This window comes from Arthrobacter sp. SPG23 (genome assembly GCF_000876655.1).
Classification (GTDB): domain Bacteria; phylum Actinomycetota; class Actinomycetes; order Actinomycetales; family Micrococcaceae; genus Arthrobacter.
The window spans coordinates 111,418-134,689 of the sequence record NZ_JYCN01000013.1; the positions used below are offsets into that span (position 1 = coordinate 111,418).

21 protein-coding genes and 2 tRNA genes are annotated in these 23,272 nt (G+C 64.3%); 13 read left to right on the forward strand and 10 right to left on the reverse strand.

Going from position 1 to position 23,272, the window contains the following annotated elements:
• Window positions 1-65: 65 nt before the first annotated feature.
• The 5 genes from gyrA to TV39_RS06470 all read left to right on the forward strand — a co-directional run bounded on the left by gyrA (window position 66) and on the right by TV39_RS06470 (window position 3,914).
• Window positions 66-2,774 carry a DNA gyrase subunit A gene (gyrA, locus tag TV39_RS06455; RefSeq protein WP_043479806.1) on the forward strand — a complete coding sequence of 903 codons (2,709 nt, stop codon included), beginning with the start codon at window positions 66-68 and terminating at the stop codon, window positions 2,772-2,774.
• Window positions 2,771-3,418, forward strand: a complete 648-nt coding sequence (locus TV39_RS06460; RefSeq protein WP_043479808.1) for a DUF3566 domain-containing protein — start codon at window positions 2,771-2,773, stop codon at window positions 3,416-3,418. Before gyrA ends, TV39_RS06460 begins: the two co-directional genes overlap by 4 nt.
• 98 nt (window positions 3,419-3,516) lie before the next feature.
• Window positions 3,517-3,590, forward strand: a tRNA-Ile gene (locus TV39_RS06465).
• Window positions 3,591-3,622: 32 nt separating this feature from the next.
• Entirely contained in the window at window positions 3,623-3,766 is a 144-nt protein-coding gene (locus tag TV39_RS22230) for a DLW-39 family protein (RefSeq protein ID WP_160292485.1), read from the forward strand.
• Window positions 3,767-3,838: 72 nt separating this feature from the next.
• Window positions 3,839-3,914: transfer RNA gene (locus TV39_RS06470), tRNA-Ala, on the forward strand.
• Window positions 3,915-3,966: 52 nt separating this feature from the next.
• Here the strand turns inward: TV39_RS06470 and TV39_RS22705 are convergent.
• Window positions 3,967-4,092 (reverse strand): hypothetical protein, encoded by a 126-nt coding sequence (locus tag TV39_RS22705; protein WP_268747733.1) that lies wholly within the window; start codon window positions 4,090-4,092, stop codon window positions 3,967-3,969.
• 82 nt (window positions 4,093-4,174) lie between these two features.
• Between TV39_RS22705 and TV39_RS06480 the strand changes: the two genes are divergently transcribed.
• On the forward strand, window positions 4,175-5,089 hold the full coding sequence (locus TV39_RS06480; protein ID WP_043479810.1) for a DMT family transporter: 915 nt from the start codon (window positions 4,175-4,177) through the stop codon (window positions 5,087-5,089).
• A gap of 48 nt (window positions 5,090-5,137) precedes the next feature.
• On the opposite strand, the gene TV39_RS06485 is transcribed toward TV39_RS06480, so the two are convergent.
• Window positions 5,138-6,013: a glycosyltransferase gene (locus TV39_RS06485; protein WP_043479905.1), complete on the reverse strand. Its 876-nt coding sequence runs from the start codon at window positions 6,011-6,013 to the stop codon at window positions 5,138-5,140.
• Between the two features lie 133 nt (window positions 6,014-6,146).
• The gene (locus TV39_RS06490) at window positions 6,147-7,103 is read right to left on the reverse strand and encodes a hypothetical protein (protein WP_043479812.1); all 957 of its coding nucleotides are present in this window, start codon (window positions 7,101-7,103) and stop codon (window positions 6,147-6,149) included.
• A gap of 155 nt (window positions 7,104-7,258) precedes the next feature.
• Between TV39_RS06490 and TV39_RS06495 the strand changes: the two genes are divergently transcribed.
• Together TV39_RS06495 and TV39_RS06500 are read left to right on the forward strand one after the other, a co-directional pair.
• Window positions 7,259-7,804: a peptidylprolyl isomerase gene (locus tag TV39_RS06495; RefSeq protein ID WP_043479814.1), complete on the forward strand. Its 546-nt coding sequence runs from the start codon at window positions 7,259-7,261 to the stop codon at window positions 7,802-7,804.
• Between the two features lie 6 nt (window positions 7,805-7,810).
• Window positions 7,811-8,680: a rhomboid family intramembrane serine protease gene (locus TV39_RS06500; RefSeq protein WP_043479815.1), complete on the forward strand. Its 870-nt coding sequence runs from the start codon at window positions 7,811-7,813 to the stop codon at window positions 8,678-8,680.
• Between the two features lie 966 nt (window positions 8,681-9,646).
• Here the strand turns inward: TV39_RS06500 and TV39_RS06505 are convergent.
• A complete protein-coding gene (locus TV39_RS06505) occupies window positions 9,647-10,258 on the reverse strand; it encodes a DNA-3-methyladenine glycosylase I (protein WP_043479816.1) in 612 nt (203 codons plus the stop codon).
• Window positions 10,259-10,410: 152 nt separating this feature from the next.
• On the opposite strand from TV39_RS06505, the gene TV39_RS06510 reads away from it, so the two are divergent.
• The gene (locus TV39_RS06510; protein WP_200890965.1) at window positions 10,411-12,198 is read left to right on the forward strand and encodes an immune inhibitor A domain-containing protein; all 1,788 of its coding nucleotides are present in this window, start codon (window positions 10,411-10,413) and stop codon (window positions 12,196-12,198) included.
• A 47-nt stretch (window positions 12,199-12,245) separates the two neighbouring features.
• The gene (locus TV39_RS22710) at window positions 12,246-12,692 is read left to right on the forward strand and encodes an immune inhibitor A domain-containing protein (protein WP_200890966.1); all 447 of its coding nucleotides are present in this window, start codon (window positions 12,246-12,248) and stop codon (window positions 12,690-12,692) included.
• A 120-nt stretch (window positions 12,693-12,812) separates the two neighbouring features.
• Here TV39_RS22710 and TV39_RS06515 read toward each other — a convergent pair whose 3' ends face one another.
• Window positions 12,813-13,067 (reverse strand): cell division protein CrgA, encoded by a 255-nt coding sequence (locus TV39_RS06515; RefSeq protein WP_043479817.1) that lies wholly within the window; start codon window positions 13,065-13,067, stop codon window positions 12,813-12,815.
• A gap of 174 nt (window positions 13,068-13,241) precedes the next feature.
• Here TV39_RS06515 and TV39_RS06520 point away from each other — a divergent pair, with 174 nt between their 5' ends.
• Genes TV39_RS06520 through TV39_RS06530 form a run of 3 tightly spaced genes read left to right on the forward strand, consistent with a single transcriptional unit; the run spans window position 13,242 to window position 14,849 of the window.
• On the forward strand, window positions 13,242-14,036 hold the full coding sequence (locus TV39_RS06520; protein ID WP_043479818.1) for a class E sortase: 795 nt from the start codon (window positions 13,242-13,244) through the stop codon (window positions 14,034-14,036).
• A 4-nt stretch (window positions 14,037-14,040) separates the two neighbouring features.
• Window positions 14,041-14,211 (forward strand): hypothetical protein, encoded by a 171-nt coding sequence (locus tag TV39_RS22340; protein WP_043479819.1) that lies wholly within the window; start codon window positions 14,041-14,043, stop codon window positions 14,209-14,211.
• Window positions 14,208-14,849: an aminodeoxychorismate/anthranilate synthase component II gene (locus TV39_RS06530; protein ID WP_043479821.1), complete on the forward strand. Its 642-nt coding sequence runs from the start codon at window positions 14,208-14,210 to the stop codon at window positions 14,847-14,849. Before TV39_RS22340 ends, TV39_RS06530 begins: the two co-directional genes overlap by 4 nt.
• Window positions 14,850-14,902: 53 nt before the next feature.
• On the opposite strand, the gene pknB is transcribed toward TV39_RS06530, so the two are convergent.
• Genes pknB through TV39_RS06555 form a run of 5 tightly spaced genes read right to left on the reverse strand, consistent with a single transcriptional unit; the run spans window position 14,903 to window position 23,271 of the window.
• Entirely contained in the window at window positions 14,903-16,855 is a 1,953-nt protein-coding gene (gene pknB, locus TV39_RS06535) for a Stk1 family PASTA domain-containing Ser/Thr kinase (RefSeq protein WP_043479822.1), read from the reverse strand.
• Window positions 16,856-16,863: 8 nt separating this feature from the next.
• Complete coding sequence (locus TV39_RS06540) at window positions 16,864-18,699, reverse strand: protein kinase domain-containing protein (RefSeq protein WP_043479823.1); 1,836 nt, start codon at window positions 18,697-18,699, stop codon at window positions 16,864-16,866.
• Complete coding sequence (locus TV39_RS06545; protein WP_043479825.1) at window positions 18,696-20,156, reverse strand: peptidoglycan D,D-transpeptidase FtsI family protein; 1,461 nt, start codon at window positions 20,154-20,156, stop codon at window positions 18,696-18,698. The genes TV39_RS06540 and TV39_RS06545 overlap by 4 nt, the downstream gene beginning before the upstream one ends.
• Window positions 20,153-21,613 (reverse strand): FtsW/RodA/SpoVE family cell cycle protein, encoded by a 1,461-nt coding sequence (locus TV39_RS06550; protein WP_043479827.1) that lies wholly within the window; start codon window positions 21,611-21,613, stop codon window positions 20,153-20,155. The genes TV39_RS06545 and TV39_RS06550 overlap by 4 nt, the downstream gene beginning before the upstream one ends.
• The gene (locus tag TV39_RS06555) at window positions 21,610-23,271 is read right to left on the reverse strand and encodes a PP2C family protein-serine/threonine phosphatase (protein WP_043479829.1); all 1,662 of its coding nucleotides are present in this window, start codon (window positions 23,269-23,271) and stop codon (window positions 21,610-21,612) included. Before TV39_RS06555 ends, TV39_RS06550 begins: the two co-directional genes overlap by 4 nt.
• Window position 23,272: the final 1 nt, after the last annotated feature.

The window sequence follows — 23,272 nt, forward strand, 5'->3', positions numbered from 1 at the left end:
CGAGCCTCTAGCCGGCCCGTAAGTATTCTTGAATCGACATATACCTGAAACGGAAAATATAGACTATGAGTGACGAAACACCCGAGGTTCCCGCGGATTCCGCCGGCCCCGTCGAGCCCGTTCTGGAGGGCGACGTGCTGGTCGACCGCGTGGAACAGGTGGACCTGCAGACGGAAATGCAGCGCTCCTACCTCGACTACGCCATGGCCGTCATTGTCGGCCGCGCGTTGCCGGACGTCCGCGACGGCCTCAAGCCCGTCCACCGCCGCGTTCTCTACGCCATGTTCGACGGCGGCTACCGCCCGGACCGCTCCTTCAACAAGTGCGCCCGTGTGGTGGGCGAGGTCATGGGCCAGTACCACCCGCACGGCGACACGGCCATCTACGATGCCCTGGTGCGCCTGATCCAGGACTGGACCATGCGCTACCCGCTGGCCCTGGGGCAGGGTAACTTCGGTTCGCCCGGCAACGACGGTGCAGCAGCACCGCGGTACACCGAAACGAAAATGGCCCCGCTTGCCATGGAAATGGTCCGCGACATCGACGAGGAAACCGTCGATTTCCAGGACAACTATGACGGCAAGAACCAGGAACCCACCATCCTGCCGGCGCGTTTCCCGAACCTGCTGGTCAACGGCTCCTCGGGCATCGCCGTCGGCATGGCCACCAACATTCCGCCGCACAACCTCCGCGAGGTTGCCGACGGTGTCCAGTGGTACCTGGCCAATCCGACCGCCAGCCGCGAAGAGCTGCTGGAAGAACTGTTGCTGCGCATTAAGGGCCCGGACTTCCCGACCGGCGCCACCATCCTGGGCCACAAGGGCATCGAAGACGCCTACCGGACCGGACGCGGCTCCATCACCATGCGTGCCGTGGTGAACGTCGAAGAGCTCCAGGGCCGCACCTGCCTTGTGGTCACCGAACTGCCGTACCAGGCAAACCCGGACAACCTGGCCATCAAGATCGCCGAACTGGTCAAGGACGGGAAGATCTCCGGCATCGCCGACCTTCGGGATGAGACCTCCGGCCGCACCGGCCAGCGCCTGGTCATCGTGCTCAAGCGCGACGCCGTGGCGAAGGTGGTGCTGAACAACCTCTACAAGCACACCCAGCTGCAGGACAACTTCGCGGCCAACATGCTGGCGATTGTTGACGGTGTTCCGCGGACGCTCAGCCTGGATGCCTTCATCCGCCACTGGGTGACCCACCAGATGGACGTCATCGCACGCCGGACCCGGTACCGCCTGCGCAAGGCTGAAGAAGAGGCGCACATCCTGCGCGCCCTCCTCAAGGCACTGGACATGTTGGACGAGGTCATTGCCCTCATCCGCGCGTCCAACACCACCGAGGCTGCCCGCGACGGCCTGATGCAGCTGCTGGACATCGACGAACTGCAGGCCCGCGCCATCCTGGACATGCAGCTGCGGCGCCTTGCAGCCCTGGAACGCCAGAAGATCCAGGACCGCCACGCTGAACTCGAGGCCCTGATCGCGGAGTACAACTCGATCCTTGCCTCGGAGGAGCGCCAGCGCGAGATCATCAGCACCGAGCTGTCGGAAATTGTCGCAAAGCACGGGGATGACCGCCGCACGAAGATCCTGATGGGCTTCGACGGTGACATGTCCATGGAGGACCTCATTCCCGAAGAGGAAATGGTGGTCACCATCACGCGTGGCGGCTATGTGAAGCGCACGCGCAGCGACAACTACCGCTCACAGCAGCGGGGCGGCAAGGGCATCAAGGGTGCCCAGCTGCGCGGGGATGACGTGGTGGAGCACTTCTTTGTGACCACCACCCACCACTGGCTGCTGTTCTTCACCAACCTGGGACGCGTCTACCGTGCCAAGGCCTACGAACTCGTGGAAGCGGGACGCGATGCGAAGGGCCAGCACGTCGCCAACCTGCTGGCCTTCCAGCCGGACGAGCACATTGCCCAGGTGCTGGACCTCCGCGACTACCAGCACGCCCCGTACCTGGTGCTGGCCACCAAGCGCGGCCTGGTCAAGAAGACCCGCCTGGAGGACTACGACACCAACCGCTCGGCCGGCGTCATCGCCATCAACCTGCGCGACGGCGACGAACTGGTTTCCGCCCAGCTTGTCTCGGAAACCGACGACCTGATGCTGGTCTCACGGATGGGCCAGTCCATCCGCTTCACGGCCACCGACGATGCGCTGCGCCCCATGGGGCGTGCCACCTCCGGTGTGACCGGCATGAAGTTCCGCGAGGACGATGAACTGCTGGCGGCCGACGTCGTCAAGGACGGCTCCTTCGTCTTCATCGTCACCGAGGGCGGCTACGCCAAGCGGACCGCGGTGGAAGAATACCGCCTCCAGGGCCGCGGCGGCCTGGGCATCAAGGTTGGTAAATACCAGGAAGAGCGGGGCCATCTCGTAGGCGCCCTCATTGTCCAGGAAGAGGATGAAGTCCTGGTGGTCATGGAAGGCGGCAAGGTGGTCCGGTCCTCGGTGGCCGGGGTGCCCGCCAAGGGCCGCGACACCATGGGCGTCATCTTCGCCAAGCCGGACAAGAACGACCGCATCATCGAGGTGGCCCGGAACAGCGAACGCGGCCTTGAGGCTGAGGAGGCCGAAGCCATCGACCCGGAAAACCCGGCTGAAAGCCCGGCTGCGGCCGGGGATGACGTAACGTTGGCTGAAGGTGCCGGGTCCCATGACGGGTCCGCAGAGGCAGATTCAGCACCGGCCGTGGAATCCGACGAGTCATCGGACGACGCTGAGCTGGACGAAGAAAATACCGGAGGTAACGAGTGAGTAATTCCGACTCATATCCCAAGCCGAACAGCAACACTCCCGGCGGGATCAGGCAGCCGGCGTCCGCTCCGCGCGTGAACGCCCCCGTACGTCCCCAGCAGCGGCCGTCGACGCCGGGTGCCCCGGCCCAGCGTCCGGTGGTTCCCGGCCAGCGCCCGGCGCAGGGCCAGCGCCCCGGCCAGGCGCCCCAGGGCCAGCGTCCCGGGGTTCCCGCCCAGCGTCCCGGCCAAGGCAGTGCCCAGGGTGCCCCCGGCCTGGTCAAGCCGGCTCCTAAGGCGAAGGTACGCCGTGCCCGGCTCCTCGTCAGCAAGGTGGACCCCTGGTCCGTGCTGAAGATGGCCTTCCTGCTGTCCGTTGCCCTCGGCATCGTCACAGTCGTTGCGGCAATCGTTCTTTGGACCGTCCTGGACCTGACCGGCATCTTCGACCAGGTGGACAGCCTGCTCGGAACCCTTGCCGGTTCCGAAGGCGGCGGGTTCGAACTGAAGAAGGTCGCGTCGCTGGGCCAGGTGGCCTCGTTCGCGGTCATCATCGCCGTGGTGAACGTTGTACTGCTGACTGCCCTGTCCATGCTTTCGGCGGTGCTGTACAACATTTCCGCCACCCTTGTCGGGGGTATCGGCGTGACCCTCACGGACGACTAGTCCGCGGAATTTCGCCGGAATTTCACCCGCGAAATGCCTCGATTTGAGATCGGGCCGGGATGTGCTGTAAAGTCATATCTCGGCCCGATGAGGCATCGGGGCGTATAGCTCAGGCGGTTAGAGCGCTTCGCTGATAACGAAGAGGTCCCAGGTTCAAGTCCTGGTACGCCCACGGAACCTGCACAGGTTTTGGAAATGGTTCGGATGAAACCGAACCGGAACGGGGTGCATGTGAAGAAGTTGCTGGTTGTTGCAGTGGCTATCGCAGGCGCCTTGCTCGTCAAGAAGGTGCAGGAATCCGAAGCCCGGAAAACGGTCTGGAGCGAGTCGACTGACACAGTCGAGTAGCGCAGGTCCCCGGTCTGGAAGCTGGTCAGAAGGCTTCCGGAACTAGGGTATGATTGACGGGTTGCTTCTTATGGGGGCATGGCGCAATTGGTAGCGCACCTGCTTTGCAAGCAGGGGGTTCGGGGTTCGAGTCCCCGTGCCTCCACCATAAGGAAGGCCCCGGAATGCGGAAACGCAGTCCGGGGCCTTTTGCTTTGCCTTCAGTCCTTGCGCTTCGCGTAGTCGTCCATGCCTTGCCAGTCGATGACGACGTATGGCTCGTCGCCGACCACCCAGGCGTCATGTCCGGGCGGAATGATGCCGAAGTCGCCGGGGCCGTACTCCATCTCTTCGCCCCGAATTGCGCCGCGTTGCCCGCCCGCGGAAGGAGTGCGCCGGGACCACAGAGGCACCACTACTGTTGGAACGGTGAACTTCTTTATAGCCGCTTTGGGTGTGCTCGGCGTGGCTTCCTCGGGTCCCCTCATTGCGGCCACTCTTGGCGCCACGACAGTCAGCGCACTGGCTATCGCGTTCTGGCGTAACGCCATCGGAGCCGCCGTTATGGCCACTCCGGTTCTGGTGGCCAATCCCCGGCAGTTCAGCAAAGTCACACCCCGCGAGTTCCGCTGGTCCGTTCTGGCTGCCGTAGCACTGGCGCTGCACTTCGCCTGCTTCATCACCTCGCTCCAGCTCACCTCCGTTGCTGCCGCCACGGCGCTGGTCTGCCTTCAGTCCGGCTGGATCGCCATCTTCCAGCTCTTCCGGGGCGTGCGGCACCGCTGGCAGGTCCTGGCGGGTCTGGGGATGGCGTTCGGAGGCGTTGTCGCCATCACGGGGTTCGACATGGGCACCTCGCCCGATGCCTTGCTCGGAGATGTGCTGGCGGTGGCAGGAGGTGCCCTGGCGGGCCTCTACACGCTGGCAGGGGGCAAGGCACGCGAAACCATGGGAACGGGGACCTACACGACCCTGTGCTACGGCATGTGCGCGGCGCTGGTGGCCCTGCTTGCGCTCGTCTCCGGGCAGCCGCTGCTGGGCTTCGACGCCGCCGGCTGGGTGGGGATCGTGGCCATTACCGTCTGCGCCCAACTGGTGGGGCACACGGCCTTCAACCATTTGCTGGCCACCATGAGCCCGCTGCTCGTATCGATGATCATTCTGCTGGAGATTCCCGGGGCCGCACTGCTGGCCGCCGTGTTCCTGGCTGAGACCTTGCCGGGAGGCACCTACGCCGGGCTGGCGCTCATTCTGGTGGGTCTCGCCGTCGTGGTGGCCGGCCAGCGGCGCAAAAGGCCCCCACGGCCCGGCGAGATCCGCCTGGCGGAGTTGGGAACGGACTGAACCCGGCCGGCCCCGGTTCCGATGCCGGGCTGTCAGCCGGGCTTGGAGCTACTGGCCGCCGCGGCGCACGGGCTGTGCGGAGTTCACGGTGTGGATGGCGCGCAGGAGCTTGGCCGGGAAGTACACGGAGAAGAACACCACCATGGGTGCCTTAAGGGCCATCTTCTTGACGTTGTGAGCCTTGTACGTCCGGTCGAACCTGGTCACGTAGTACCTGTAATCGCGCGGCGAGTCCTCGAGGCGGCGGGCTGACATGCCGGAGACCATCTGGGGCCAGTACTGCACGCGCAGGTCATGGTCGGCCAAGTGCAGGGACAGGTCGATGTCCTCGTGCATCTCGTCTTTTTCATCCCGGCACGTTTCGTCCCGGATGGTTTCCCAGGCTGAGCGGCGCAGCGCCATATTGGAGCCGAAGAGGAAGTGGTACTGGTGCTTGGCCAGTTTGAGCATCAGCTGGCGCATTTTGTCGTCAGCTTTGAGGCCGAAGCGGCGCATCGGCATGTCGTAGTAGACAACCGGTCCGGTGGCAGCCTGGACAGCCGGGTCGAGGAAGGCTTTCTGGACCTGTTCCACCCAGTCAGGTTCCACCACGGAGTCCGCGTCGATCCGGCCCAGCACCTCGCCGGTGGCGTGGTTAAGGCCGAAATTCCGGGTGGGGATGAGCCCCTGGTCCCGGTCCTGGCTCAGCAGGACGATGGGACTTTCAGGGTATTCCTGTTGCATCTGGCGCACTATGTCTGCCGTGCGGTCCTTGGACATGTTGTCCACAACAATGATCTCTGCTGCCGGCACCGATTGGTAGATGGCCGCAATAAGGCACTGCCTGATAACGCTGGCCTCGTTGTATGCCGGGATGACGATGGATACGCCCGGCATAAGCGCAGCGTCGTGCGAGGCATCCTCGGCGGATCTATCGGGTGACATCACCACAAATTTAGCACCCTTGTGTGCTGCGGACCGGGACGGCGGGTGAAGGTCGGAGAAACAGCAGAGGAGCCCCGCACTCAAATGTGCGGGACTCCTCTGGTGTGTGGTGCCGTCTCGTGACGGCGGAGTTCTAGTTTTCGGTTGCCTTGGTGGAACCGTTGTTCATGCTCGACGCAATGTTCTTCACGGCAGTTTTGGCATCCGTGGCAACCTTGGCGGCCTCGTCCTTGGCATCTTCGGCGGCGTCCGCGGCCTTCGCCGCGGCGTCGTCGGACGCGTCGGCAGCAGCGTCCGCTGCATCAACGGCCTTTTCGCCGGCGGTTGCCGTTGCGTCAAGGCCACTAACGGACGGTGCAGTGACGTCATTGACGGTTGTGGCCGGAACGGGTGCGGGGGTTACCGGGGCGGGGGTCTTCCAAGGGTCCTCAACCGGCTTGGAGGCCTTCCATGCTGCCACTCCGGCGGCGACGGCTGCGGCGATGACGCCGAAAATCAGCAGTCCGCGGTGCTTCGGCTTCTGCGGCTTTGCAACTTCACCGGTGACAACCCGGGTGGCCTCCGCGGCTGCAGCCTTGAGCTGGTGGCCTGCGGCCTGGGCCTGATCCTGGATGGAATGCACAACGCCGGAGTCCGCAAGCCTCTGGGCGACGGCGTCCACGTGGGCCGGTGCGCTTTCGAGGGTACGGTGCACTGCCTCAGAGGCGTGGCCGATCTGGTCCGAGAGCCGGGGCAGGTACTCCACCACCACACGGTCACGGGCCTGGGAGATGACCGGGGTGGCCTTGTCCAGTGCTTCGTGGAGGCGGGGCGTGGCGCTGTCCACAGCGTCATGGATCTTGGGCGCGAGGTGCGCGAGCCCGTCCTGGATGCGCGGCGTCACGGTGGCAACGCCGTCGGCCAGGTTGTGGGCTGCCGATTTGAGCCCCTCCTGGATCTTCGGGGATGCTGTGTCAATGCCGTGCTGCAGGCGGGGAACCGCCCAGTCCACGGCTGCTTCTACGCGGGGGGCTGCCCAATCCTTGGCGTTCTCTACCGCGCTGCTGACTGACTGCTCCAGGTCACGGGCAATACGATCCGATTTCTTCACAACTACCTCCCGATTAATGTGACGGTTCTGTTGTTAGCCTACGTGGATTGGCTCCCACCGGCTATTCTTCAAAGCCATTTCGGGCCGATTTCACCTAGCGCGGAACTGCCCGGCAGGCCTGATGCCGCAATAGCACGACGTGGAACAATGGGCCTATGACTGCCATCGCAACCGCAAAAGCAACCATCCACACCAGCCTCGGCGACATCGTCGTTAACCTCTTCGGCAACCATGCGCCCAAGACGGTCAAGAACTTCATTGGACTGGCCACCGGCGAGCAGGCCTGGACCCACCCGGAAACCGGTGAAGACAAGACCGGAACCCCCCTGTACAACGGCACCATCTTCCACCGCATCATCAAGGACTTCATGATCCAGGCCGGAGATCCCCTGGGCCGTGGCGTGGGCGGACCGGGCTACAAGTTCGACGACGAAATCCACCCCGAGCTGACCTTCAACCAGCCGTACAAGCTGGCCATGGCCAACGCCGGCATCCAGATGGGCAAGGGCACCAACGGCTCACAGTTCTTCATCACCACGATCCCCACCGACTGGCTCCAGGGCAAGCACAGCATCTTCGGTGAAGTTGCCGATGAGGAATCCAAGAAGGTCGTCGACGCCATCGAAGGTGTCCGTACGGGCATGGGCGACCGCCCGGTCGAGGACGTCGTTATTAACAGCATCGACGTCGAGCAGCTTTAACCCCTCATGAGCTACGGAATTCCGGCGGCTGAGCCGTCCGCGCAGATTCCGGTGTGCCCCCGGCACCCGGACAGGCCTTCCTATGTCCGGTGCCAGCGCTGCGGGCGCCCGGCATGCCCGGAATGCCAGCGGGCGGCCGCCGTCGGATTCCAATGCATTGATTGCGTCAACGAGACAAAACGGACGACGCCGGCAGCAAAGACGGTCTACGGCGGAACCGCCGTCGGCGGCCGCCCGCTGGTGACGTTCGGAATCATCGCGGCCTGTGCGCTCGTCTATGTGCTGCAGTGGATAGTTCCCAATGACGGGATCTACCAGAACTTCGCCTTCGCCACGGTCTATGCCACTCCCGAATACGGGGTCTTCGAACCCTGGCGCATGCTGACTTCGGCCTTCCTTCACTCTCAAGGCTTCATCCTCCACATCGTGTTGAACATGTACATGCTGTGGATGTTCGGCCAGGCGCTGGAACCCCTTCTCGGGCGCATCCGCTTCCTGGCCCTCTACCTGATATCCGCAATCGGCGGATCCGTAGGCTATGCCCTCCTCACCCCGGCCCTCCCCCCTTCCGGGGTAGTGGGTGCCTCCGGTGCCATCTTCGGGCTGTTCGGCGCCATGCTGGTGGTCCAGCGGCACCGCGGCGGTGATACGAAGCAGTTGTGGGTGCTGATCGCCATCAACGGCGTGATCGGCTTCGTCGTCCCCCAGATCGCCTGGCAGGCACACCTTGGCGGCCTGGTGACCGGTGCTGCCTGCGCCGCGGCAATCGCCTACGCCCCCCGCGGTCCCCGGCGGTGGCTGTGGCAAGCGGCCGGCCTTGTGCTGGTGCTCGGCCTGCTCATCGGCGCCACCGCGGTGCGAATGGCCAGCGCCTAAACACCCCCGCCTTAGCGTGCACAGTCTGTACGCGCACAATCTGCATGCGCACAATCTGCAGCCGCGCGTGGGCACGCCCATGCCACGGCGCTCCAGGCCCAATGCCGTCCTCCCGCGCTGCCCCAGTACCCCCGCAGCCGGACTTCGTGCTGCCGTCAACCTGCCCTGTGGCCGCGCTAGCAGCGGCTGCTCGGCTCGCTCGAACCGGACATCCGTGAAGTTTTCCACAGCAGTTATCCACATTGTTGGTAACTTACACGCCTGTAGTTCACCACGACTCCCCCACGCAGCCCCTGCCAGCTGGCGATTATCGACAGCACGCCGCACCGTTGTCCACATTTGTGGATAAAGATGTTCCTGCAGGCTGTGGTTAAGTGGACAACTCGGCAGGGAGAACCGGAGGCAGGGCGCCTGCCGCTACCACCGCGTCGGACCGAAGTCCGCGTGAACGACGGCCGGGGAGGGGGAACACACACGATCCACCACCCACGTTCGGGTTCGAAAAACCCCGTCCGATGCCTGGTCCATCCTGGGAACGGGACTCGATCAACAGGTTATGCACAGTGTTAATAACTTGCGACGCGGACATTTCACCCAAGAATTTGGCGGGTTGGAGCCTCGGCCCGGCCCAAAGGTCGAATTATCCCCCGCTTTATCCCCACCTGTGGATAACTTCTGGGGATAGCGTTGTTCTTAAGTGGATAAGTCCACCGTCGCCACCTGCAAGTCCCATGTGTGAGATTTTGGTCCCGCCACGGGGACAGCTCCCGTGGTGGTGTCGGGATTTTCGTCCGATTCCGGTCCGGCAAGCGGGTTATCCACAGTCAATCCACAGTGTTAATAACTTACGGGACTGTGATTCAACCCCTGCGCGGCTCAGATCGGGCCATGGCTGGCAGAACTGCCCCTCGCCGATGTCTGACTTATCAACAATGGGGATAAGTTTCCCCACAGGGACGGGATAACTCAGGCCCGGTCCGTCCACACGCCGGAGGAGCCCCGTCGATGGCTGTCCACGAGGTGCGTGTCAATAATGCCGATCGCTTCCATGAGCGCGTGCATCGTGGTGGGTCCCACAAACGCGAAGCCTTTGGCGCGCAATGCCTTGGAGAGGGCAATGGATTCCGGTGAGGTTGTGGCGATCTCTGCGTGGCTCTGCGGACTGGGCGTCACCGCCGGCTGGAAGCCCCACACGAAGTCCACCAGCCCGCCCTCGCCCCGGAGGGCGATGGTGGCCTGGGCATTGGTGATGGCCGCCCTGATCTTCAAGCGGTTCCGGACAATGCCGGCATCGAGCATCAGGCGTTCGACGTCGACTTCGGTGAACGCCGCCACCGTGTCGGGCTGGAAGTCGTGGAACGCCGACCGGAAGGCTGGCCTTTTCCGCAGGATGGTGGCCCAGGAGAGTCCGGCCTGAAAAGCCTCCAGGCTGATGCGTTCGAACAGGCCCTGTTCGTCACGGACGGGCATGCCCCATTCGGTGTCGTAATACTGCTGGAGCAGCGGGTCCGCCGCGGCCCACGGCGGACGGGCCAGGCCGTCGCTCCCGATGATGGTGCGGCTTTCGTCCGGGATCATCTGGTTTCCTTAGCTATTCCTGCACGGTGCTGCCACGTCCAGCATATTGAGCGGCCGGCGCAGGACATGATGTGGTGATCGCGAAATTCATAGTCGAACGCTCACTCTCACATTATGCTGTGGCTCTGATCACAAATTACTGGGAGGTACGTGTGAGGAAAACCAAAATTGCCGTGGCCGGCGTGGCGGGGGTCGTTCTCGGGATGCTCAGCATCCAGGCCCCGGCCGTAGCCGCGCCACCTGCCGACGACGGGTCAACCGGGGCCGCCGCGACAGTCCGGCAGGACAACCGTCCGGGACCGCGGACGAAGGAACTCGTGGATCGGCGCAACGCAGCCATAGAAAAGGTGGCCAAGGGGCAGGCGAAAGCCAGCCAGGACGGCGTGGTCCAGCTGGCGCCGGACAAATTCGCCGAGGTGGAAACCGCTAAGCAGGACAAGATCTTCACCATCCTGGCTGAGTTCGGCGACCAGGGATCGGGCCGGTTCGGAACGACGCCCGGGCCGGTACACAACACGATCGCGCAACCGGACCGGGCGGTGGACAACACCACGCTGTGGACCAAGGATTTCAGCCCTGCCTACTACGAAGAACTCTTCAATGGCAGCGGCGAATCCATGAAGGGGTACTACGAGGCCGTTTCCAATAACGCGTATTCGGTAACAAACACCGTGACGGACTGGGTCAAGGTGCCCAATAACGGCTCCTTCTATGGCGACAACGCCACGGAGGACACCGGCGGTGCCTGGGCCTTTGTCCGGGACTCCGGCAACGCATGGTGGGATTCCCAGGTGGCGGCCGGCAAGTCACCGGCTGACATCGACGCGTACCTCGCGCAGTTCGATGTGTGGGACCGCTACGACTACAACAACAACGGCAACTTCAACGAACCAGACGGCTACATCGACCACTTCCAGGCAGTCCACGCAGGCGAGGGCGAGGAAGCCGGAGGTGGCACCCTCGGCGAAGACGCCATCTGGTCCCACCGCTGGTATGCCTTTGGCAACCAGTTCGGCTCCGCCGGCCCGGAAGGCAACCTCTCCGGTGGAACCCGGATCGGGTCCTCCAAATACTGGCTGGGCGATTACACGACAGAACCCGAAAACGGCGGAGTCGGCGTCTTCGCCCACGAATTCGGCCACGACCTTGGACTGCCGGACTTCTATGACACCTCGGGAGCCGCAACCAACAGCACTGCGTTCTGGACCCTCATGAGCGCAGGCTCCTGGCTGGGCCATGGATCTTCCGCCAACGAAGGGATCGGCACCACCCCGGGTCTGATGGGGCCCGAAGAGAAGCTCTTCCTCGGCTGGCTCGATTTCAGCACAGTGACGGCGGGGGCTAGCGGAGACTTTGTCCTCAACCCGTCCCAGCTCCAGGCTGAGGGGAAGGACCAGGCTGTCCGGGTCAACCTGCCGGATAAGACCACCACCACCAACTACACAACTCCCGCCTCAGGGAGCCACGCGTGGTGGACAGGCAGCGCGGACAACCTCAACAAGTCCCTGACCCGCACCGTCCCGCCACAGTCGCGGGTGACCGTCACGGCGAATGCCTGGTACGACATCGAAGCGAACTACGACTACCTCTACGGCGAGTATTCCACCGACGGCGGCAAGACCTGGAAGTCCGCAGGGCGTGCACTCAGCGGATCCGCGGCTTGGGGACAGGTGCGTTACTCCTACGACGCAGCCGGCCTGGAATCGCTGTTCCGCTTCAGGTACCAGACCGACGGCGGTGTCCACAACCCCGGCGCCTTCATTGACGATGTCAAGATTTCGGCCGGAAAGACTGTCATCGCGAGCGACGACTTCGAATCCGGCGCAGGACAGTGGATTGCTGAAGAGCCGTGGCAGCTGAGCAGCGGTTCCGTGACCCGGACCACTGAGCAGTACTACCTCGTGGAGAACCGTGAATATGTGGCTTTGACGCCACGCTAGCGGAAGGACCGTATGCCTTCACCAAGGCCATCACGGCACCGAACTGGGTGGACTTCTTCAAGTACCAGAACGGAATGCTGGTCTGGTACATCGACGATTCCTACGCGGACAACAACGTGTCGGCACACCCCGGCGGCGGATCGGCACTGCCCGTGGATGCCCGGCCCGCACCGCTGAAGTGGTCTGATGGCACGATGCCCGGCAACACCCGCCAGCCCTTCGACGCGACCTTCGGGTTGGAGGCCACCGACGCGCTGTGCATCGGGAAGGAAGTCCAGTCCGGCACGAAGCGCAGTCCGTCCATCAGTTCGCTCGACGCCTGCGCCCCGAGCAGCGCCCCGATCGGTGTCTTCAAGGACAGTGATCCGCTGGCCTACTACAGCGCCGACAACCCGTACGGAAGCGTGAAGGTTGCAGGTCACGGCGTGGAGATTTCCCTAACCTCCGACGCCGGTACTGACCTGGCAATCCATGTGGTCAACCCCGGCCAGTAGGAAGTAACTGCCGGCAATACCCCAGCAACAAAAAAGTCGGACCGGCACAGCGTGCCGGTCCGACTTTTTTGTGTAGCGGAGGAGTTGGCCGGGCGGATGCCGGGCGCGGGAAGTCTGTGGCTAGGAACGCCAGCGGGTGGTCATCAGGAAGCCGGCAATGGCAATGCCGAAGCCGGCCACGATGTTCCAGGATCCCCAGTCCCTGACCGGGAGGGCGCCTTCGCTGATGTAGAAGGTGATGATCCACAGCAGTCCGATGATCATCAGGCCGAACATGACGGGCTTAAACCAGACGGCGTTGGGCTTGTAGGCCTGTGATGCTGAAGCCGGCTTTTCCGCGGCGGCGGTCTTCTTTCGTGGCTTTGACTCGGGCACAGGTCCTCCTGGTCGGGCTGAATCAGGGCGGAGCCTCCGGCTTGATATCCTGCAGGAAGGAACATGCCGGCGGGGTTGGCGCCCTGGTCAGGTCTGAAGTCTTACTAGCAGCCAATTCTAGCTGTAGTTCAGAACACACCGGCGCCAGCCCAGGCCGCCAATTGAGGAGACCACGTGGTGTTGCTGGAGAAGGAGACCACCGCTGCCGTGCCGGCACGCGGCGTCGGGATTCTCCGCAAACTCGTCCAGATCGTTGGCGAGCTGCTGATCACGGTGGGTGTCATCCTGCTCCTGTTCGTTGCGTGGCAGCTTTGGTGGACCAACGTGGAGTCCGATGCGAAGCAGAGCGAGACCATCCGGAATTTCGCCCAGGAACTGGGCGGGTCCCCGGCTCCCGCGCCATCCGATGCGCCGGGCCCCTCGACATCCGCGCCAGCCGACTACGGTCCGCCCAAGGTCGCCGAAGCGCCCGGACACGGCCAGACCATCGGCATCATGTACATCCCCCGTTTTGGCGCGGACTATACCCGGCCCATCGTGCAGGGAACCTCCACGGACGTCCTGGATACGCTGGGCCTGGGCCACTACAACGACACGGCGATGCCCGGGGCCACCGGCAACTTCGCCGTGGCCGGCCACCGCCAGACCCATGGAGCGGTCCTGGACAACATCCATACCCTGGTTCCCGGCGACAAAATCTACGTACAGACCAGGGACGGGTTCTATGTGTACGTCTTCCGGAACAACCAGATCGTGCTTCCGTCGGCCACGGATGTGCTGCTCCCCGTGCCCACCCAGCCCGCCGCCCGGCCCACGGAGGCCTACCTCACCATGACCAGCTGCAATCCGCGCTTCGGCTCGCAGGAACGCATCATTGCATACTCCCTGCTGGACCACTGGCAGCCCGCTTCGGCTGGACCACCGGCAGAAATCGCGGCCCAGGTGGCCAAGGCACTCGGGAAGGGCTGACGCCATGTACGGATGGATTTTCCGCCACCTGCCCGGGCCGCTGTGGTTCAGGATTGCCACGTCACTGGTGCTGCTGGCCGGAGTGCTGGTATTGATGGTTCAGTTCCTCTTCCCCTGGATGTCACAGTTCACCCAGGTCACCGACTCAACGATTGGTTTAGTAACTCGACAATGAGCACCACCAAGATCCTGGTCGTAGACAACTACGACAGCTTTGTTTACACCCTGGTGGGCTACCTCCAGGAGCTCGGCGCCGAAACGACGGTGGTCCGGAACGACGACGTCACCCTCGCTGAGGCAATCGAGATGGCGGACGCGCGCGACGGCGTCCTCATCTCGCCGGGCCCCGGCACCCCTGCGGAAGCCGGCGTCTGCATTGACCTGATCAAGTGGTGCGGCAGCCACGACAAGCCGATGTTCGGAGTCTGCCTGGGGCACCAGGCACTGGCTGAGGCCTACGGAGCCACTGTGACGCACGCTCCCGAGCTGATGCACGGCAAGACATCCCTCGTGGAGCATGAAGGAGCCAGCGTCTTCGCCGGACTTCCCTCCCCTGTCACCGCCACGCGGTACCACTCCCTGGCCGCTGTCCGCGAAACCATCCCGGACATCCTCGAGATCACAGCCCAGACGGCAAACGGCGTGATCATGGGCCTGCAGCACCGGACGGCACCGCTCTGCGGTGTGCAGTTCCACCCGGAGTCGGTCCTCACGGAGGGCGGTTACCAGATGCTGGGCAACTGGCTGGAATCCCTCGGCATGACCGGTGCAGCGGAGCGGGCCGCCAAACTCAGCCCGCTGATCCAGCACTAACTGCCGGGCGCCCATTTTTCAGGCACCCGTTTAGAGGTGCCGGGGCGCGCCCGTTATCCCCGGTTCCGGCCCGTCTCAGTCGGCGTCGGCGTCGGCGTGGGGGTCGGCGTGGGACTCGGGCTGGGAGCCGGTGCCTTGGCAACGACAATGCTGATGGTCTTCCCCTGTTCAACCAGGGCATTGACGGCGTCGCTCTGCTCTGTCACCTTGCCGGGTTCAACTTCGGAGTTCTCCACTTCCTTCACGTCGATCCCCAGGCCAAGGTTCTTGAGTGCCGTCTCCGCCTCCGCCCGGGGCAGACCCCGGAGTTCGGGCATGGCCACCTTGCCGGTGGACACCACGATTTCCACGGCGGTTCCGACGGCGACCGTCTCGCCCGGTGCCGGCTTGGTGGTGATCACGATTCCGGCGGGAACGGTGGCGCTGTTGGCCATGGTGGTCCCGGGGGCGCCGGCAAGGCCTATTTGGCGCAGGACATCCCGGGCCGCTGCTTCCGTCCGCCCGGGCAGGTTATCCGGGATTTTGACAGCGCTTGGACCGTCGGAGATGTTCAAGGTTATCTTCGATTCCGGCTCCATGGCCGTGCCGGCGGCCGGCACCGTGCCGATCGCCGTTCCCTTGGTGATGGTGTCGTGCGGCAGCCTGGTGATCTGCGGGCTCAGCCTGGCATTGTAGAGCCGCTGCAGCGCCTCCGACTCCGTGAGCGCGGATACGGCCGGCACCTCCACCTTCGCCACCGCAGGCGGCGGCTGGTTCATCATGTTGTAGAGCCAGAGGCCACCGCCAGCCAGCACCAGGAGGGTGAATATCACCAAAGTGGCAATCCACGTCCGACGGCGGGACTTCTGCCGCGGGGTACGTTCCCGTTCCGGCGGAAAGCCGAGGGGAAGATCGTTGGATTCCGAAGGCTCATATACCCGGGCGGGAATAGCCTGGTCGTCGCCTAGCGTGTCATGAAGGGGGCGGAGCCGGCCGCTTGGCGAATCGTCAAGGAAGCTTGCCCCGGTCAGCGAGTACGGCGCGGCGTGGGCCGTCCGTTCGCTGGCTGGCACGGTGTTGTTGGGATCCGTCGATGCCTCGCCCGCCGCCACATCGGGCAAGGGGACACCATTGCGGGCTGCCCGGAGTGCCCGCTGGAATGCGGCGGCATCCTGGAAACGGTCTGCACGGTTCTTCTGCAAGGCCTTGGCCAGGACACTGTCCAGGGCATCTGACACTTCGTGGTTGAGGCTGCTGGCCGGTTCCGGAATCTCGCGCACGTGCTGGTAGGCCACTGAAACGGGACTGTCGCCGATGAAAGGAGGCCGCCCTGTCAGCATCTCGTACAGCAGGCACGCCGCGGAATAGAGATCGCTGCGGGCGTCCACGGTTTCACCGCGTGCCTGCTCCGGGGAGAGATACTGCGCCGTACCAACCACTGCCTGTGTCTGCGTCATGGTGGCGGACGAGTCGGCCATGGCCCGGGCAATCCCGAAATCCATCACCTTGATGGTGTCCGAATTATCGCAGAACATCACGTTGGCCGGCTTGATGTCCCGGTGCACGATTCCGGCCCTGTGGCTGTACTCGAGGGCGGACAGCACACCCAGGGTGAAGTCGATGGCATGGTCGATGCTGACTTCCTTCGCGCGGATGAGGTCCCTCAGGGTCTTCCCGGACACGAACTCCATCACGATGTACGGCACCCGGACAGTGTCCTCGGGGCCGCCGGGCACGGCATGGTCCCCGGTGTCGTAAATGGCGACGATCGAAGGATGGTTCAACGCCGCCACGGCCTGGGCCTCGCGTTTGAAGCGTGCCTGGAACTGCGGATCACGGGCAAGGTCCGGCCGCAGCAACTTGATGGCCACGGTCCGGCCCAGCCGGGTGTCAACGCCGCGGTGGACGTCCGCCATGCCGCCACGGCCGATCAGCTCACCGAGTTCGTACCGTCCGTTGAGGACGCGCTGGGTATTCACTGGGAGGCTGTCCTCTCTGTGCGACGGGAGACGGGGTGAGTTCGGCACGGTACGCGTTAGTTCGTCGTCGACGTGCTCGGGGTGGGCGCGGGTTCAGCGGCGAGGTGGTAGGTCACCACGGATCCGGCGGGCACCTTTTGTCCTGCGCCCGGCTCGGAACTGACGAAGGTCCCGGCTTTTTGTCCGGTGCTGCCGGGTACGTCCGCTCCCTTGACCCACCGGAGCCCGGCGGCTTCGATCGCCTTCTGCGTCTGGGCCTCGGTGCTGCCAACGCCAATCGCGGGCACTGACGACTCCTGAACAGGTTCCGGTCCCTTGGAATAGGTGACCGTGATGGTTTCCCCGGGGTTTACGGGGCCGGACGGCTCAATATTGGTGACCGTTCCCTCCGCCGCGTCGCTGAAGACCGGGTCGCCCTTGACTGTCAGCCCCATGCCGACGAGCTGGCTGCGGACTGTGTTGTACGGCTGGCCCAGATAGGCGTCCGGGATCAGGTTGATGGTCTCCGGAGTCGACTGCGTGGGAGTGGGCGTCGGGCTCGCGCTGGAGGGTGTGGGGCTGGCCGAACGGGACGTCGGCGAGGCGCTGGTGGTGCTGGGCCTGGCGCTGGTGGACGTTGCCGAAGACTCGGCCGGGCCGGACGGAGAGAAAATGCCAGCCTGGGTAAGCAGGAGACCCACCAGTGCGAAGAGGACGAGCACGATGAGGGCGATGAGCGGCCACGTCCAGGGGCTGCGGCCCTTGCGCTCCGGCTCGTCCACCGGTTCGTCGTACCGGTCCTGCTCTTCTTCCTGGTCCCAGCTGCGTTGCGCAGCCAGTGCGTCAGCGCGCGACAGTGTGCTGTGCGGACCCGTGGCCCCGGCAGCGGCTGCACCCGCCGCAAGCCCAGCCGCCGCGCCGGCACCCGCAGCGCCGACCACCGGAAGTGCGGAAGTCGCCGTCGTCGATTTGTCCTTTTCGGGTGATTCAATGACGCCGGTGGCGGCGGTGGGAATGTCCACCGGCGCGGTGATCGGTCCCGTGGCCGCTTCGAAAAGCAGCATTCCGGGAACTGCGGCGTGAGCTGTGGCGATGTCACCGTTGCGGATGGCTTCCGCTGCCTCGGACAGCTTGATGGCGTTGGCCGGGCGGTTCTTGGGATCCTTGGCGAGCATGGACATCAGGAGTGCCCGCACCGGCGTCGGCAGTGTTTCCGGAAGAGGCGGCGGTGCATCATTGACCTGGGCAAGCGCAATGGCAATCTGCGATTCACCGGAGAACGGACGGTGCCCCGTGAGGCACTCATAGCCGATAACGCCGAGCGAGTAGATGTCCGAGGCACCGGTGGCGGTCTGGCCGGTGGCCTGTTCCGGTGCGAGGTACTGGGCAGTGCCCATCACCTGCCCGGTCTGCGTCAGCGGAACCTGGTCCGCGAGCCGGGCGATGCCGAAGTCGGTGACTTTGACACGGCCGTCCGGGGTGATCAGCAGGTTCCCGGGTTTGATGTCGCGGTGCACCAGCCCCTGGGAGTGGGCCACCGACAGGGCACGGGCGGTCTGGGCGATCATGGACAGCGTACGGTCCGGTGAAAGGACCTGTTCGTGCTCAATGATGCTGCTCAGGGGCTGGCCCGGGACCAGCTCCATGACGAGGTACGCCGATCCCTCTTCTTCGCCGTAGTCAAAGACGTTGGCAATGCCCACATGGTTCAGCAGCGCCGTGTGGCGCGCCTCGGCACGGAAGCGCTGGAGGAACCCGGGATCGCCCGTGTACTCCTCTTTGAGCACCTTGATGGCGACAATCCGGCCAAGGATAAGGTCCTTGGCCTTCCAGACTTCTCCCATCCCGCCAATCGCAATACGCGTGGTCAGCTGGAATCTCCCGCCGAGTGTGATCCCTGATGTAGGCCTCACTTATTCAACACCGCCTCAAAAATCTTCTTCGCGTTCGGACTGGTTAGCTGTGCACCGGTGGTGATGTCCACGCCCTGCATGACGATGGTCACCGACACCTGAGGGTCGTTGGCCGGGGCGAACCCGGTAAACCATGAATTGTTCAAGCCGTCGGTTCCAAGCTCTGCAGTGCCGGTCTTGCCGGCCACCTGGACGCCCGGTACGGCGGCCCCGCGGCCGATGCCTTCACTGACCACACTGGTCATCCACTCGGTGATCTGCCGGGAAATTTCCGGGCTGGTGGATGTCCGGAGGACTTCGGGTTTCGGTTCGCTGATAACGCGCAGGTCCGGGGACCGTACCGTTTTGATCAGGTTGGGCCTCATCTGGACTCCTCCGTTGGCAATGGCTGACGTCATCAGCGCAATCTGCAGCGGAGTGGCACGGACATCGCGCTGGCCAATGGCGGACTGGGCGAGGCCGGCCGGGTCCAGCTCCTCCTCCGGGAAGGCCTTCTTGGCGTAATCCAGTTTCAGCTGGTCGCCCAGGTCCTCGCCGAAACCGAACTTCGCGGCCTGGTCGGCGATTGCCTTCTGGCCCAGGTCCCGGGCAATGGACGCGAACGGGGTGTTGCAGGACTGCTGAAGGGCGAACGCGAAGCTGGCCGTGTTCTGGGTATAGCAGTTGCCGCCGGCGTAGTTGGGCAGCTTGTACTGGATGCCGGGGAAGCTCATCTCGGCGGGGTTGGGCAGCTCACTGTCCTTGTTGTACTTGCCTGAGCTGAGCGCCGCGGCGGTATCCACGAGTTTGAAGACCGAACCCGGCGCCAGGAGTGCACCGGTGGGCCCGCTGACATTCGGGTTCAGGTTGATCCCCGGGACCTTGTTCAGCTCGTTGAAATTCGCAGCCTCGGCATTCGCGTCCTGGGTTGCGATCAGGTTGGGATCGTAGGACGGCTTGGAGACCGTGGCCAGGATGTCACCCGTTTTCGGGTTCGTGACCACGATCGAGCCGCGCTGGCCGTCCGGAATGAGGTCGTAGGCGAGCTTTTGGATCGCAGGGTCCAGCGTAAGTTCCACCGAGGCGCCCTTCGGCTGGTTGCCGAGGAACAGCTGGCCCACGCGGTCCAGGAAGAGCTGGTCCGAGCTGCCGGCGAGCTGCTCGTTGAGGGCACTTTCCAGGCCTGTGACGCCGTAGTTCTTGGAAAAGTACCCCGTGATGCCGGCGTACAGTTCGGGCTCCGTGTAGGTGCGCTGGAACTTACAGCTTTCGGTGGCGGCAACGGACTGCGCGACGGGTTTTCCGCCGACGATGATGGCTCCGCGGTCGTTGCAGTAGTTCTGCAGGATGGCGCGCTTGTTCCAGGGGTTTGCCTGCAGTTCGTCGGCACCCACCACCTGCACATAGCTGAGGGCGCCGAAGATCAGCGCGAACATGGCCACGGCGGCGATCCATGAATTCCGAATGGCGTGGTTCACAGCTGTTTCACCGCTTCAGTTGGCGCGTCGGGATGGGTGGAAGAGGGCTGCCGGCCGGGCTGTTTGGCCGGGCGCGGCGGGGAGGGCGGAACAGGCTTCTCCTCGGCGGGCGCGGCGCCCTGCGGCATGGGCGTGGTATCCACCGGGCCACGGGCGGCGTGCGAAATCATCAGCAACAGCCCCACGATGATCCAGTTGGCCAGCAGCGAGGATCCGCCGGCAGCCAGGAAGGGTGTGGTGAGTCCGGTCAGCGGGATCAGTCGCGTCACGCCGCCAATCACCACGAAACACTGAAGCGCGATGGCGAACGACAGGCCGCAGGCCAGCAGCTTTCCGAAGGCATCCCGTGTTCCCAGGGCCGCCCGGAACCCGCGCGTGAACAGCAGGAGGTACATCAGGACGATCGCGAAGAGCCCGATCAGGCCGAGTTCCTCGCCGAACGAAGCGATGATCATGTCGCTGTTGGCAAACGGGACCAGGTTCGGGCGCCCCTGGCCAAGGCCGGTGCCCACGAGGCCGCCGTTGGCCATGCCAAACAGTCCTTCCACAATCTGGAAGCTACCGCCGAACTGCCGCCCGTACACCTCGTCCGTAAAGGCGTTCAGCCACCCGTCGATGCGGAGGCCGACGTGTGAGAAGACCTTGGAGGCCACATATCCGCCGCCCAGGATCAGGGCCACACCGATCACTACCCAGCTGATCCGGCTCGTGGCCACGTAGATCATCACAATGAAGAGGCCGAAGAACAGTACGGAGGAACCGAGGTCCCGCTGGAAGATCAGCACTCCGATGCTCACCAGCCAGGCGGTGATCATCGGGCCCATGTCCTTGACCCGGGGGAACTGCAACGGGCCCAGTTTGCGGCCTGCGAGGAGAATCAGGTCCCGGTTGGAGGAAAGATACCCCGCGAAGAATATGGCCAACGTAATCTTGGCGATCTCGCCCGGCTGGAAGGTCATGGGGCCCAGCTTGATCCAGACACGGGCACCGAGGATTTCACCAGCGGAAATGCCCGGGATCAGCGGCAGGATCAGCAGGAGTGCACTGGCGGCCAGGGAAATGAACGTAAACCGCCGGAGAATCCGGTGGTCTTTGAGGAACCAGATGACCGCGATGGCCACGGCCATGGCAATCAGGGTCCAGCGGAGCTGGTTGTTGCCTGTGTCGTCCCCCGGGGCATCCAGCCGGTGGATCATGGCCAGGCCCAGGCCGTTAAGGGCCACAACCAGCGGAAGTATAACCGGATCGGCATATTTTGCCCGGACGCGCAGCACGACGTGGAAGACCAGGGCGGCGGCAGCGAGAAGGCTGGACTGGAACCAGAAATCCTGGTCAAATGCTTTTTCCTGGTCCACGCCCACCAGGGCATTGGCGCCGATGCCCACGGCAAGGGCAAGGATCAGGAGCGCCAGTTCGGTGTTCCTGCGCGGCTTGGGGGTGGCCTCAATCTGTGTCACTTGGCCTCCTCGCAAGGGTTGGTGGACGGGCGGGGGGTTGCGGACTGCGTTGCCTTTCCGGGCGGCGCCGTGCCGCTTGGCGCCGGCGCGGCGCCCGAGGCGGACGGGGAGGCAGCGGTGGGCGTGGCTGACGCGCTGGCGCACTCCTCCGCCGGCGACGTCGTTCCGGTGAGATCGAGGTTTTTGACGATCCGCTGCGCATCGTAAAGGTCGCGGGCCGGGACGGTCTGGCGGACCCGCTGCTGCGAGAACTCCGGAAGATCGGACATGCGGATGTCCGTTACCGTCTCCAGCGTTGAGAGCTGAATTGGCCCCAGCCGCTGGGACACGCCGTTATAGATGGCCACCCGCGAATCGTATTCGCCGATGTAGTAGCGCGTTTGCGTCCAGGCATAGCCGAGCCACAGCCCGACGCTCAGGATGACGAGGAGAGCCGCCGCGGTGGCGATTGTCACCCAGCGGCGCGGCTTGGCGGCCGGCTTGTACTCGTCCGTTTCCTCGCGGTCCTGCTCCGATTTGTGGGTGAGGACGGTCGCGGCGCGTCGCGCGACAGTCCGGCCGGCAATCGTTGGAATGGACCCCGACTCGGCGGCGGCGGCGGCTGCGCCGACGAGCTCATGCGGACGCATGGAAAGTTCCTCACGGAGGACGGCGGCAGAGAGGTGCTCGCCCAGATGCGGGTCCGTGCTGGTGGTGGGCTCAGTGGCCTTGGATGCCGGACCGGTGCCGGCGTCTTCGCCGCGGGTGTCGCTGCCGCTCGCGTCGTCGGCAGGTTTTGCTTTAGGCTCCGGGTTCGGCTGGGCCGTTGCCAGGGCGGCCGCCTTGGTGACGTCCTCGGCGGCGGCCGGCGGCTGCACGATCTCGACAGCAGCGGTGCGGATGTCGTCGGGGGTCTGCTCGGCGATTTCAAGCATGACCACCGTGACGTTGTCCGGCGCTCCGGCTTCGAGGGTGAGATCCACCAGCGTTTCGACGCACTCGCGCAGATCCTTGGTTTCGCGGACGGTGCGCTCCACGACGTGTCCGGCAACGTAGTTCAGGCCGTCGGAGCAGAGTAGCCACCGCTCGCCGGGTTCGACGTCGAGGGTGGCGAGGTCCAGTTCGGGGCTGGCGTCGACGTCGCCCAGGACGCGCATGAGGACATTCTTGTGCGGATGGGTTTCCGCTTCCTCAGGGCGCAGCCGGCCTTCGTCGATGAGCCTTTGGACGAAGGTGTGGTCGACGCTGATCTGCTTGAATTCGCCATTGCGCAGCCGGTATGCCCGGGAGTCGCCGATATGGGCGAAGTGCAGTTTGCCTTCGGCGAGGAGGAGTGCCGTGACGGTGGTCCCCATGCCGGCGAGCTTGGGATTGATGTGGACCAGTTCGGACAGGAGGGAATTTGCGGTCTGGATCTCGTCCGCCAGGACGGTGCCGGCATCGCCGTCGTAATTTCCGTGGTCCAGGTGGAGCATATCCAGGACGGTCGCCGCTGAAGCAACGTCACCTCCGGCATGGCCACCCATGCCGTCCGCCACGATGGCCAGGTGCCGGCCGACGTAAGCGGAGTCGTCGTTTTTGGCTCGGATTCGTCCCACATCTGAGCGGGCGGCGTAGCGCATGATGAGCGGCCGCGTCGGGGTGGAGCCCTTGTCGGCGGGAGTTTCCGGGACGGCCACG